Origin of the sequence: Moraxella lacunata, assembly GCF_002027545.1 — a bacterium.
In the GTDB taxonomy this organism is placed as follows: Bacteria; Pseudomonadota; Gammaproteobacteria; order Pseudomonadales; family Moraxellaceae; genus Moraxella; species Moraxella lacunata.
Genome location: NZ_MXAN01000078.1, coordinates 1 through 14375 on the forward strand (window position 1 = coordinate 1; position 14375 = coordinate 14375).

Here is a 14375-nt window from a genome sequence, read left to right on the forward strand (position 1 = left end):
CTTTTGGGGTGCGGTTCAAACCGACCCTGTTTTCATTAAAAATCTGGAAAATGTTCAAGGCGATGAACGAGATGTGATTTTGATTTCAATGACCTATGGTCCAGAAACTATTGGTGGCAGGGTTTATCAGCGTTTTGGTCCAATTAACAGCAGTGGTGGTTGGCGACGCCTAAATGTGTTGTTTACGCGTGCCAAAAAGCGTATGCACATTTTTTCGTCTATGGGTTCAAGCGATGTGTTAATCGGTAGTGAAAGTGCCAAAGGAGTGCGGTCATTGCAAGCATTTTTGCATTATTGCGAAACAGGGCGTTTGGGAACGCAAGGCATTTTGACAGGCAAAGCCCCTGATAGTGATTTTGAAATTGCGGTTATAAGGGCATTGGAACAGCACGGTTATCAATGTGAACCGCAAGTGGGTGTGAATGGTTTTTTCATTGATATTGCGGTGCGTAACCCAAAATTGGGCAGTCAAGGGCAATTTTTATTGGGCATTGAATGCGATGGGGCGACTTATCATTCGTCCAAATCCGCACGCGACCGCGATAGATTACGCCAAGAAATTTTGGAAAATTTAGGCTGGGAGATTCAGCGAATTTGGTCAACGGATTGGTTTAGAAATCCACAAGCGGCATTGCAACCGATTTTAAATCGTTTGAATGCTTTGACTACACAATAAAATGGAGTCGGAAATTTTCAGGCTGCCTGAAATCATTTATCAGACAGCCTGAAAAAAATCACATAAACCCACGCTGATACTGTCTTGGCACAAACTGCATTTCGCTACTGTCCGCCCCATTTTGCTGATATTGGGCGTTCAGCACCCAATACGGGTCTCGCAACAGCCCACGACCGACCGCCACCAAATCGGCATCGCCCACACCAAGCACATGGTCAGCCACGGCAGGGTTGTCAAGCATACCCACCGCAATCACAGGTTTGCCTGTTGCGTGTTTGACCTTACGAGCCAGCTCCGCTTGATAGCCTGCAAAAAATTCGGGGTGCTTGCCTGCACACAGCACGCCATCTCCGCCACCGCTTACGTCAAACACGTCCGCCCCTGCGTCCGAGAAACGTTTGGCGACTTGTACGCCATAATCGCTATCAAAGCCGTTTTCGCCATATTCTTGGGCGGAAATTCGCACAATTAGGGACATTTCAGACGGCATCACTTTACGAGCAGCCTGAATGATTTGTTCGCCAAATAGCATTTTGTCTTGACCGTATTCGTCCGTACGCTGATTGGATTTGGGCGAGTAGAATTGATGAATCAAATAACCGTGGGCGGCGTGAATCTCAATCGTATCAAACCCTGCGTCCACCGCTCTTTTGACAGAGTCGGCAAATGCTTGTACCAATGCTTTTATCTCGTCAACGCTCAGCTGCCTTGGGGTGATGAGATTTTGCCCAGCATAGTCAAGCTCACCATAATGAATGGCAGACGGGGCAACGGCATTTGGCTCATCTTGGGCTTTACGACCTGCATGGGCGATTTGAATGCCAATTTTCGCCCCTTGTGCATGCACGCTGTCCACCAATTTTTTAAACGCTTGTTCTTGCTCATCATTCCAAAGCCCCAAACAGTTCGCCGTAATGCGACCATTGGCAGCGACATTGGTCATCTCAACAATAATCAAGCCCACACCGCCCACCGCTCGGCTGGTGTAATGGAGCAAATGCCAGTCATTTGGCACACCGTCCGTGGCAGAATATTGGCACATTGGGGGCATGACAATGCGGTTTTTTAGTTCAAGGTTTTTTAGGCTGATGGGGTTTAGGATTTTGCGAAATGTTGCCATGATTGTCCTATTGTTTTAGATGCTAATTGTTTTAGATGCTAAGTTACTTATACTAAGTTATTTTGATACTAAATTTTAGATGCTGATATTTTAAAAAAAATGTGTTATCATTTCAAATTGATTATTATGATATACCGATATTATATTTGACGATACCTGCGACCCATTTATCGCCCTGCCATACACCATTGACGCCATACACCATTGACAAGGATACCCTATGACAAGCCAACAACAACGAGCCGAACTACACCGCCGCATCTGGCAAATCGCCAACGATGTCAGAGGGTCGGTAGATGGTTGGGATTTTAAGCAGTATGTTTTGGGGGCGTTGTTTTATCGCTTTATCAGTGAGAATTTTGCTGATTATATTGAAGCAGGAGATGACAGCGTCAATTATGCACAATTTGATGACAACAGCCCCCTTTTAGACGCCATCAAAGACGACACCATCAAAGCCAAAGGCTACTTTATCTACCCAAGCCAGTTATTTGCCAATGTCGCCAAAAATGCCCACAATAACGACAATCTAAATACACAGCTAAAAGAGATTTTTACCGCCATTGAAGCATCTGCCAACGGCTACCCATCTGAACATGACATCAAAGGCTTATTTGCTGATTTTGACACCACATCCAACCGTCTGGGCAACACCGTCGCCGATAAAAACAAACGCCTAGCCGCCGTACTAAAAGGCGTATCAGAGCTTGATTTTGGTCGTTTTAGCGACAATCAAATTGACCTATTTGGCGATGCCTATGAATTTTTAATTTCAAACTATGCCGCCAACGCAGGCAAATCAGGCGGTGAATTTTTCACCCCGCAAAGTGTCTCCAAATTAATCGCCCAATTAGCCCTATATGGTCAAAAAACAGTCAATAAAATCTATGACCCTGCTTGTGGTTCAGGTTCGCTGCTGCTACAAGCCAAAAAACACTTTGATGAACATCTCATCGATGAGGGTTTTTTTGGGCAAGAGATTAACCACACCACTTATAACTTAGCCCGTATGAACATGTTTTTGCACAATGTCAATTACAACAACTTTCATATTGAGCTGGGCGACACCTTAACCGAACCAAAACTTAACGACGAAAAACCCTTTGATGCCATCGTCTCAAATCCGCCTTATTCCATCAAATGGATAGGCTCTGATGACCCCACTTTGATTAATGATGACCGCTTTGCCCCAGCTGGTGTGCTTGCCCCAAAATCCAAGGCGGATTTTGCCTTTATTTTGCATACTTTGCATTATCTGTCTGCCAAAGGGCGTGCGGCGATTGTTACCTTTCCAGGGATTTTTTACCGTGGTGGGGCAGAAGCCAAAATACGCCAATATCTGATAGATAATAACTTTGTGGAATCTGTCATCGCTCTTGCCCCCAATTTATTTTTTGGGACATCGATTGCGGTCAATATTTTGGTACTTAGTAAAAGCAAACACGATAACAAAACCCAGTTTATTGATGCCAGTGATATTTTTAAAAAAGAAACCAACAACAACATACTGACCGATGAGCATATCAACCAGATTTTAACGCTGTTTGCCAACAAGACCGATGTCCCCCATCAAGTGGCGACGGTGGATTATGACACTATCAAAGCGAGCGATTATAATTTGGCGGTCAGCAGTTATGTGGAGGCCAAAGACACCAGAGAGGTGATTGATATTGATGTACTTAATAGCGAAATCAAAACCACCGTTGCCAAGATTGATGAGTTGCGTGCTCAGATAGATGCAATTGTTAGGCAGATTGGGGCATGAATGTGATGATAAAAAAATTATTACAAGGGCAAGCGGTAGAGTGGCGAACTTTGGGGGAAGTAGTTTTACCAACAAATAACATCAAATGGCATGAAAGCGATTTATCTTACCGATATATTGATTTAAGTTCTGTTGATAAAGATAACAATAATATTGGTGAAACTTTGGAAATTACATCAAAAAATGCACCAAGTAGAGCCCAAAAAATTATTAAAAAAGATGATGTTATTTTTGCCACCACTCGCCCAACTCAAATGAGGTCTGCCTTAATTCCGCCAAATCTTGATGGGCAAATTGCCAGTACAGGTTATTGTATTTTAAGGGCAAATCAAAACGAAGTTTTACCCAAATGGATTTATTACAATTTACAAATAAATGAATTTAAAATTTATCTACAAGATAAACAAAGTGGAACGGCATACCCTGCCATTTCAGATGGGTTAATTAAACAATTTCAAATCCCAATCCCGCCCCTATCCGTTCAAAGTCAAATCGTGCAGATTTTAGACACATTTACCGAGCTGACCGCCGAGCTGACCGCCGAGCTTAGCATGAGACAAAAGCAATATCAATACTATCGGGATTTTTTATTATCAGAACATGAATTGGCAAAAGTGGGGTTTGAGTGGAAGACTTTGGGGGAAGTGGGCGAGCTTATTCGTGGTAATGGCTTGACCAAAAAAGATTTAACAGATGATGGCGTGCCTGCAATTCATTATGGGCAAATTTATACACGCTACGGACTAAGTACAGAAAAAACACTTTCTTTTGTTTCAACAGAATTAGCCAAAAGATTAAGAAAAGTGGATACAGGCGATGTTGTCATTACCAATACAAGCGAAAATTTAGCCGATGTTGGCAAATCATTGGTATATTTGGGTAAAGAGCAAGCGGTAACAGGTGGGCATGCGACTATTTTTAAACCCAATAAACAAATCATTTTGGGTAAGTATTTTGCTTATTTTACCCAAACTGATAATTTTGCCACACAAAAAAGAAAATATGCCAAAGGTACAAAGGTTATTGATGTCTCTACAAATGATATGGCAAAACTTAAAATCCCAATCCCACCCCTATCCGTTCAAAGTCAAATCGTTGCCATTTTGGACACATTTGACACGCTGGTCAGTTCCATCAGCGAAGGTCTGCCCAAAGAAATACAGTTACGCCAAAAGCAGTATGAGTATTATCGGGAGCTGTTGTTGGATTTTGATGCAGGTGATGGGGTCTAAGCCCTGACCCAACGCTTGGGAACTTTGGCAAATGCCAAAATGACAAGCAAAAGAAAGCCCCTAGTCTTGAACCCCAACCGCTTGGATTGGCAAAACTAGGGGAGTTGTTAGGTGCTGTTGTAGCCAAATATGCTTAGATTGTCAAGTCTTGTCAAGCCAATAATAATCAAGCCAATAGATATCAGATTATTTCAGTCAAACCATTCATTGATATCGTGGTATGTTGTTAAATAATGTGATTGCCATAAAGTGATTGCCATAAAATAAATCATAAAATACCCAAGGAAAAACAATGACCACCCAAACCACCCCAATCGCCGAAACCAATCACTTTATCGTTTTAGACAAATACGAAAAAATCATTCAAAACGGTGCAAGCTACCAAACCGAAGCCGATTTGGAAAAAGAGCTGATTGAAGATTTAATCCGCCAAGGCTACGAACACCGCCCCGATTTAAACAGCCAAGCCAAACTCATGGCAAATGTGCGTGAGCAATTACAAAAGCTCAATCATATGGCATTTTCGGATAAAGAGTGGGAGCGGTTTTTGGTGGAATATTTGGACGTGCCGTCTGATAACATCACCGAAAAAACCCGCAAAATTCATGATAATCATATTTATGATTTTGTGTTTGATGACGGACATATCCAAAACATTTATTTGCTGGACAAAAAGAACATCTCACGCAATCATCTACAAATCATCAGCCAGTTTGAACAAACAGGCACGCACGCCAACCGCTATGATGTTACGATTTTGGTCAATGGTTTGCCACTCATTCACATTGAGCTAAAAAAGCGTGGTATTGCCATTCGTGAAGCCTTCAACCAAGTACATCGTTATAGCAAAGAAAGCTTTAACGCTGAGCATTCTTTATTTAAATATTTGCAGATTTTTGTGATTAGCAACGGCACAGATACCCGCTATTTTGCCAATACCACCAAACGTGATAAAAACAGCTTTGATTTTACGATGAATTGGGCAAGGTCTGACAACAACCCCATTAAGGATTTAAAGGATTTTACCGCCACATTTTTCCAAAAAGATACTGTGCTTCGTGTACTGCTTCATTATTCGGTTTTTGATGTCAGCGACACGCTACTGATTATGCGACCTTATCAGATTGCGGCGGCGGAGCGGATTTTGTGGAAAATCAAAAGCTCAGCACAAAACAAAAATTGGAGCAATACCGAGAGCGGTGGATTTATTTGGCACACCACAGGTAGTGGCAAAACCTTAACCAGTTTTAAGGCTGCACGCCTTGCCACCGAACTTGACTTCATTGACAAAGTCTTTTTTGTGGTGGATAGAAAAGACTTGGACTATCAAACGATGAAAGAATATCAGCGTTTTTCGCCTGATAGTGTCAATGGTTCAGAAAGCACCGCAGGGCTAAAACGCAATTTAGAAAAAGACGACAACAAAATCATCGTAACCACCATTCAAAAACTCAATAATTTGATGAAAGCAGAAGACAATTTGCCGATTTATCAAAAACAAGTGGTGTTTATTTTTGATGAATGCCACCGCTCACAATTTGGCGAAGCCCAAAAGAATTTAAATAAAAAATTCAAAAAATTCTGCCAATTTGGTTTTACTGGGACGCCGATTTTTAGCCAAAACGCACTTGGAGCAGAAACGACCGCTTCGGTGTTTGGGCGAGAATTGCATTCTTATGTCATTACCGATGCGATTCGTGATGAAAAGGTGCTTAAATTCAAAGTGGATTATAACGATGTCCGCCCACAATTTAAAACCCTAGAAAAAGAGCAGGATTTGGACAAATTATCCGCTTTTGAGACCAAACAAGCCCTTTTGCACCCCGAGCGAATCCGTGAAATCACACAGTATATTTTGGATAATTTCAAACACAAAACCCACCGCCTAAATGCAGGCGGTAAGGGCTTTAATGCCATGTTTGCGGTCAGTAGCGTGGACGCTGCCAAAGCTTATTATGAAGCGTTTAAAGAATTGCAAAAAGGGCGTGAAAAACCGCTCAAAGTGGCGACCATTTTCTCATTTAGCACCAATGAAGCACAAGATGCCATTGGTGAGATTGAAGATGAGAGCTTTGAGCCGACAGCCATGCAAAGCAGTGCCAAAGAGTTTTTGGACATGGCGATGGCTGATTACAATAAGCTTTTTGAAAGCAATTACAGCACCGACAGCCGAGAATTTCAAAATTATTATCGGGATTTAGCCAAACGGGTCAAAAATCAGGAAGTGGATTTATTGATTGTGGTCGGTATGTTTTTGACGGGGTTTGACGCCCCCAGATTGAACACCTTATTCGTGGATAAAAACTTGCGTTATCATGGCTTGATGCAAGCATTTTCACGCACCAATCGCATTTATGATGCCACCAAATCCTTTGGCAACATTGTAACTTTCCGTGATTTGGAGCAGGCAACCATCGATGCCATTACCCTATTTGGCGACAAAAACACCAAAAATGTGGTGCTAGAAAAAAGCTATGATGAGTACATGGACGGCTACACCGACCAGCAGACAGGCGAGGCACGGCGTGGTTATGTGGAAGTGGTGCAAGAGTTAAACAAGCGTTTCCCCGTCCCTGATAACATCGTTACCGAAACGGACAAAAAAGAATTTGCCAAGCTGTTTGGCGAATATCTGCGTGTGGAGAACATCTTACAAAACTACGATGAATTTACCGCATTAAAACAACTACAAACGGTCAATCTTGATGATGAAACGGCAGTAGCCGAGTTTAAAGAAAAGTTTCATTTGAGCGATGAGAATTTTGTCGCCATACAAAACACACCAATATTGCCTGAAAGAATGGTGCAGGATTACCGTTCTACTTACAACGACATTCGTGATTGGCGACGTCAGCAAAAAGAGTCTGAGCAACAAAACCAAAGCCAAATTGATTGGGGCGATGTGGTTTTTGAAGTGGATTTATTAAAATCACAAGAGATTAATTTGGATTATATTTTGGAGCTGATTTTTGAACACAACAAAAAAATCAAAGACAAAAACGCACTGGTAGAAGAGATTCGCCGTACCATTCGGGCGAGCATCAGCAACCGTGCCAAAGAAGGCTTGGTGGTTGATTTTATCAACAAAACCGATTTGGACACCATTCATGACAAGCCCAGTATTTTAGAAGAATTTTATCAATTCGCCCAAAAAGAGCAATTACAGGAAGCTAAAAGCCTAATCGCCGAAAACAAGTTAAATGCCGATGCCACCAAACGCTATCTCATGACATCACTAAAACGTGAATACGCCAGCGAAAACGGCACGGATTTGAATGCAATATTGCCAAAAATGAGTCCGCTCAACCCCAATTATCTGACCGCCAAACAAAACATCTTCCAAAAAATCGCCGATTTTGTGGAAAAATTTAAGGGCATTGGCGGAAAATTATAATTGAGCAATAAAAATGACCGATATCCGAACCCTAGACCTAAACCTATTAAAAGCCTTTGTTGTGCTCTTAGATGAGTGCAATGTCAGCCGTTCAGCACAGCGACTGTCCATCACCCAACCTGCGATGAGCGGTATTTTAAATCGCCTGCGAGAGAGTTTTAATGACCCGTTATTTGTGCGGGTTCAGCACGGCATGCAACCCACAGATAGGGCGATTGAGCTTGGGCATGTCGCTCGGCGTGTCTTGCAGGACGTAAATTCCATGCTCGCCCCGCCCAAACTAGAACCTGCCAATTTGTCCATGACCTTACGCATTGGGGCGATGGATTATGTGCAACAAATCATCGCTTTGCCCTTGATTTTAAGGCTAAGACGGCTTGCTCCGAATGTCAAAGTTGCTTTATTGCCTGTGCAAGGGCAAAACATCAAGACTTTGTTTGATAAAAACGCCATTGATTTGGCACTGGTTGGGCGACACCACATCACGGACGATATGCCCCAAACCCTGCTGTATGAAGAAAGCTACGTCTGTGCGATGAGCAAAAAGCATCCCATGGCAAACACCGCTTTGACGCTTGATGAGTTTTGTGAATTGCCTTTTGCCATGCTGTCATACAATGGCGGTGAGTTTCGTGGAGCTACTGACATTGCCTTACAAAAGTTGGGGCGAAAACGCAAAGTGATGGTGTCGGTCAATCACATTTCGTTGTTGCCACAGCTTTTGAACGATTCGGATTTGGTGGCGGTGTTGCCCAAACATCTTGCCCAAACCCTGCCAAACGTCCGCCTACAAAATCCGCCCATCAGCATTGACGGTTTTACCATCACGATGACATGGCACGAACGCACCGAACACGACATGGCTCATCGCTGGCTTAGGAGCATTGTGCTTGATGTGATGAAATCGGATAAAGGGGTCAGTCAGTCATAAGATAGAATACTTTTTTGCCTTTGGCATTTGCATTTGCATGAAAAAACCCAACCAAATCAGGACAATCACCCTGCCCACTCTTATTTTTTCACCCCTGTTCTTTGATGGGTGAATTCTTTAAAATATCCGTCAAAAGTTGCCAATATACCGCCACGCTCGCCACATTCACCGCTTCATCGGGTGAGTGAGCATTGATGATTGTAGGGCCTATGGAGACGATGTCCATGTCAGGATAATTTTTCTTAATCAATCCACATTCTAGCCCTGCATGAATGACTTTGATTCTGGGTTCATGTCCCAAAATATCAGCATACAAACGGGCGGTTATGGGCGTAATGACAGAGCTCGGGTCATAGTTCCACCCCACATAGTCGCCGTCAAATACCGCTTTTGCCCCCACCAAATCCGCCACGCTTTGCAAGGTGCTTAACACACCTTGTTTGCCGACTTGGGTCAAGGAGCGGACAAGCAAGGTCGCCACAAGTTCACCATTTGCCACACCAATCACCCCAAACGACAGCGATGTCTCCACCACGTCAGCGATGTTGTCGCTGTATCGCACCACGCCAGACGGTAATACGTTGATGAGATTTATCACGGTTTGGCTGTTTTTTATGACTGTATCGGGTCGCTCGGTGTCTTGTGCCGTGATAGACAATTTGGGTTCTGCCGTGCCGATTTCGCTCTCTATGTCTTTGATAATGCTAGATAAAGTCGCCAAAAACTGCTCTTTGTTCGCTTCATCCATCACAAGCAGTGCCGTACTCTCTCGGGCAATGGCATTTCTTAGCGAACCGCCTTTGATGTCAGCAACTTTAAAATCACACGTTCGTGATAACATCGCCAACACTCGCCCCAAAAGTTTGATGGCGTTTGCACGGTTTTTGTGAATGTCCACGCCCGAATGCCCACCCTTTAAACCCTTGATGGTCAAACTCATCGCACTGTCATAGTCGTTATCCACATGGCTTACAGGCAACGCCAAATCAGCATCCACACCCCCTGCACAGCCCACATAAATCTCGCCTATCTCCTCGGTGTCGGTATTGACCATGATTGGGGCGGTCAGCACGCCTGCTTGTAAGCCCATCGCTCCCACCATGCCCGTCTCTTCGGTCATGGTCAGTAGCACCTCAATGTCGGGGTGAGCCACCGTCTCATCGCTTAGCACCGCTAAACAGCTCGCCATGCCAATGCCGTTATCCGCCCCCAACGTGGTATCAGTCGCCTTTATCCACGCCTTATCATCACTAAATCGCATGATGATAGGGTCTTTGGTAAAGTCGTGGCTCGTGTTGGTGTTGGCTTGGGGTACCATGTCCAAATGGGCTTGCAAAGCAATGGGCGTGCGGTTTTCCATGCCGACCGTGGCAGGCTTTTTGATGATGACGTTGCCAATCTCATCACGCCACACGGTAAGCCTGTGAGAGCTTGCCCACACCACAATGTGGCTTGCTATCGCTTCTTCGTGATAAGACGGGTGCGGAATACTACAAATCTTAGCAAACCACTGCCATAGTTCGCTCGGGGCAAGGTCTTGGACGACAGATAGGTTATGGTTTAGGGCGTTTTGGTTTAGCATGGGGTTTTCCTTTTTGAGTTAGTGTTTGAAAAAATGGTATTGTTAATTATACCCAAGAAACTTTAAAATTACCAAAAATGCAATGATGTTTGGATGTAGGGGTGTGCTGTGCACGCCCCTAAAAATTGGTGTGTTGTCAAAAGACGTGCTCAGCACGTCCCTACAAAGCCTGTGGTAAATATCAAATTCGTTGGGTGCAACTATACCTTTGGGCAGATTTGCAGGGGCGAAGTGCAATTTACCCTGTGATAAAGTATTGATTTTTGGGCGAATAAATTACCCCTACACGTTCAAATTTTAAAATGTATTTTTATTGAACAATACCAAAAAATATTTGATGAGCAAAAACTTACACCGCCTGCGTCCGCTCAACAAGCCACGCTTTTGCCTGCCCGTCCACACGCCCGATAAGCTCATCATGGACACGTTTGTGATAGTCATTCAGCCAGTGTTTTTCTTGTTCGGTCAAAAGATGTGGCAATATCAGACGGGTATCAAATGGGCATAAGGTCAAATCTTCAAATTTTAAAAACTCGCCAAACTCGCTCTGGTGTGCCTTGACCGCCACCACCAGATTTTCAAGGCGTACACCCCATTTGCCTTCACGGTACAGCCCCGGCTCGTTACTGGTTATCATGCCTTCGCTCATGATACGCTCACTTGTCACGGGGGCGGTGCGTGAGATGACCTGCGGGCCTTCGTGGACGTTTAAAAAATAACCCACGCCATGCCCCGTCCCATGCCTATAGTCTAGCCCCTGTTGCCACAGTTGGTTGCGAGCCAATACGTCTAGTTGCATGGACGGTATGTCTTTGGGAAAATGGGCGGTCGCTAGGGCGATATGAGCCTTTAACACATAGGTAACATCACGCTTTTCGTCATCGCTAATCTGCCCCACGCCTGCCATGCGAGTAATGTCAGTCGTGCCGTTTTTGTACTGAGCTCCTGAGTCAATGAGTAGTAAGCCGTCCCCGTCCAAATACGCAAAACGCTCATCTGTCGCCCGATAATGCACAATCGCCCCATTGCTCCGAAATCCTGCAATCGTATCAAAACTTGCCGAAACATGGTTAGGCTGACGACCTCTGGCATGCTCTAACATGACATCAATGTCAAGCTCAGACACACGCTCACCTTGGGCAAGTTTATCTTCTAGATTGGCAAAAAACTCGCACAACGCTACACCATCTTGACGCATGGCTTCACGCACATGATTTAGCTCTTTATCAGACTTTATGGCTTTTAAGATGGTGCTAGGATTGAGCGCTTTTGTGAGTGTGGCAGATTGTGGCAGATGGGCAAGCGTACCAACCGCTACTTTGGCAGGGTCAAACAGCAGAGCATCCACATCATCTAAACTTTGTGCCACGCTGTCATAATGAGCCACGTCAATGCCTGCTGCATCTAGGGCAGATTTGGCGGTATCTGTGAGCTTATCATCATGGACAAATAAAGTAGCCGTGTCGGTTGTGATGAGTAAATGCGATAAAAACACAGGGTTAAAATTCACATCCGCCCCACGCAAATTGGTAAGCCACGCAATGTCATCAAGGCTACTGATGAGATGATGAGTCGCCCCTTTTTGGGTCATAACCTCACGCACTTGGGCAAGTTTTTGTTTGGCACTCGTATCCACAAACACTTCATCATGCACATAAATCGGAGCGTTGGGTAGGCTCGGGCGGTCTTGCCAAATCTGCCCTAAAACATCGGCATCAATGACAAGTTGTATGCCACGCTCGGCAAAGGCTTGGCTTAGACTGTCAAACTCCGCCACAGACAACACCGCCCCGTCTATCGCCACTTTTGCCCCTTGGAGTAGGTTGTCCGCCAAAAACTTGGCATAAGTGGGGCGAGCCTGCTCCATTTTTTGTAGCTCAATGCCCGTGCCGTCAAGCTCTATGGGGGCTTGCACCCAATAACGACTGTCTGTCCACACCCCTGCAAAATCCTGCGTAATAACCAATGTCCCAACTGACCCTGTAAAGCCAGACAACCACGCCCGACCTTGCCAATACACAGGCAAATACTCGGACATGTGTGGGTCAGCAGACGGTATGATAAGGGCGGACAGTCCACGCTCGGCAAGCATCGCACGCACAGCAAGCACTCGGGCGTGGCGGACATCGGACGGGGTTTTGTGAAAGTCGGTCATGGTTTTTCCTTGATAATACTATAAACGCCTATTTTACACCCAAGCCATTTTTGATACAACATTTTAGTATTTTATGCCCCACTCTCAACTTTATATAAGCAATTGATTTATCACAGGAAAATTGCAATTTACCCCCACAACTCCAAAAAAATAGTTATCAAACAATCAACAAGTTACCATTTTAAGTTGAGAATGAAATATTTTATGTTAAAATACGCCTTTTTATCCATGACCCACATCCCCCAACACGACTTCTCTGCCCACGCCAACCGCATTCGCACCTTGCGTGTCGTCGCCCTAGCCCTATCCGCCTTTATCTTTAACACCACCGAGTTTATCCCTGTCGCCCTACTCTCTGACATTGGGGCAAGTTTTGGCATGCCTGCTCATGAAGTGGGCGTGATGATGACCGTGTATGCATGGATTGTGGCGTGCCTATCCTTACCCGCCATGCTCCTAACCGCCAAAATAGAACGCAAAAAACTGCTCATGGGCTTATTCATCATCTTTATCATCAGTCACATCATGACCGTACTTGCCAGTAGCTTTGCCGTACTACTCATCGCTCGGGCAGGCGTAGCACTGGCTCATGCGGTGTTTTGGTCTATCACGGCAAGCCTTGTTGTCCGTGTCGCCCCCAAAGGCAAACAAACTACCGCCCTAGGCATGCTCGCCACAGGTTCGGCATTGGCGACTGTGTTGGGATTACCGCTTGGGCGGATATTGGGACAGTATCTGGGCTGGCGGACGACTTTTGGGGCGATTGGGGCGATTGCTTTTATTGCCATGATGGTGCTATGGTACATTTTGCCAAAACTACCCAGTCGCAACGTGGGCGACTTATCGAGCCTGACACTCATCGCCAAAAACAAACCCCTTATCGCTGTTTATCTCATGATCGCCCTAGCCGTCACGGCACATTTTACCGCTTATAGTTATATCGAGCCGTTTGTGTTGCACATTAATGCGTTTAGCCCGACCTACGCCACGGCAGTACTGCTCATCTTTGGCTTGGCAGGGATTGTGGCGAGTGTGCTGTTTGGGCGGTATTATGAGCGTTTTGAGCAGGGATTTTTGTGGCTAGCGATGATTGGCGTGCTTGTCAGTCTCATGCTGATGATGATATTGGCAGGTCATGTCATGCTGTGGACGGCATTGGCGGTGCTGTGGGGCGTGAGCATGACCGCCATCAGTCTGGTGCTACAACTTCGCACCCTAAAACTCGCCCCACACGCCACGGACGTCGCCATGAGTCTGTTTTCGGGGATTTATAACATCGGCATCGGTGGCGGGGCGTTGCTTGGTGGCATGGTCATCGCTCATCAAGCCCTAGGACTGACCATGATAGGCTATGTCGGAGCAGGTGTGATGTTGCTGGCGGTATTGGTGCATGGGGCGAGTATCAAAATGACACATTAATCAATTAATCAATTAATAAAAACAAAACACCCCTTATCAGACAGACAAGGGGTGCATATTTGCTTGATGGGGCAATTTTGATGAATTAACCCTTCATGAGT

At 45.0% G+C, this 14375-nt stretch carries 9 protein-coding genes; 6 read left to right on the plus strand and 3 right to left on the minus strand.

What is annotated here, in order from left to right:
* On the plus strand, positions 1-676 hold a 676-nt coding region (locus B5J94_RS10310; protein WP_143821969.1), incomplete at its 5' end, for a DUF559 domain-containing protein.
* A 58-nt stretch (positions 677-734) separates the two neighbouring features.
* On the opposite strand, the gene B5J94_RS10315 is transcribed toward B5J94_RS10310, so the two are convergent.
* Positions 735-1796: an NADH:flavin oxidoreductase/NADH oxidase gene (locus B5J94_RS10315; RefSeq protein ID WP_062498861.1), complete on the minus strand. Its 1062-nt coding sequence runs from the start codon at positions 1794-1796 to the stop codon at positions 735-737.
* A gap of 220 nt (positions 1797-2016) precedes the next feature.
* Between B5J94_RS10315 and B5J94_RS10320 the strand changes: the two genes are divergently transcribed.
* From B5J94_RS10320 to B5J94_RS10335, 4 genes are all read left to right on the plus strand, one after another.
* Positions 2017-3561: a type I restriction-modification system subunit M gene (locus B5J94_RS10320; protein ID WP_062498860.1), complete on the plus strand. Its 1545-nt coding sequence runs from the start codon at positions 2017-2019 to the stop codon at positions 3559-3561.
* A 5-nt stretch (positions 3562-3566) separates the two neighbouring features.
* Positions 3567-4793: a restriction endonuclease subunit S gene (locus B5J94_RS10325; RefSeq protein ID WP_062498863.1), complete on the plus strand. Its 1227-nt coding sequence runs from the start codon at positions 3567-3569 to the stop codon at positions 4791-4793.
* Between the two features lie 292 nt (positions 4794-5085).
* Complete coding sequence (locus B5J94_RS10330) at positions 5086-8187, plus strand: type I restriction endonuclease subunit R (protein ID WP_062498859.1); 3102 nt, start codon at positions 5086-5088, stop codon at positions 8185-8187.
* A 13-nt stretch (positions 8188-8200) separates the two neighbouring features.
* Complete coding sequence (locus B5J94_RS10335; RefSeq protein ID WP_062498858.1) at positions 8201-9118, plus strand: LysR family transcriptional regulator; 918 nt, start codon at positions 8201-8203, stop codon at positions 9116-9118.
* A gap of 88 nt (positions 9119-9206) precedes the next feature.
* Here the strand turns inward: B5J94_RS10335 and B5J94_RS10340 are convergent, their stop codons facing one another.
* On the minus strand, positions 9207-10700 hold the full coding sequence (locus tag B5J94_RS10340) for an aminoacyl-histidine dipeptidase (RefSeq protein ID WP_062498857.1): 1494 nt from the start codon (positions 10698-10700) through the stop codon (positions 9207-9209).
* A 349-nt stretch (positions 10701-11049) separates the two neighbouring features.
* Positions 11050-12855: an aminopeptidase P family protein gene (locus B5J94_RS10345; RefSeq protein WP_062498856.1), complete on the minus strand. Its 1806-nt coding sequence runs from the start codon at positions 12853-12855 to the stop codon at positions 11050-11052.
* A 228-nt stretch (positions 12856-13083) separates the two neighbouring features.
* Here B5J94_RS10345 and B5J94_RS10350 point away from each other — a divergent pair, with 228 nt between their 5' ends.
* The gene (locus B5J94_RS10350) at positions 13084-14274 is read left to right on the plus strand and encodes a sugar transporter (protein WP_062498862.1); all 1191 of its coding nucleotides are present in this window, start codon (positions 13084-13086) and stop codon (positions 14272-14274) included.
* Positions 14275-14375: the final 101 nt, after the last annotated feature.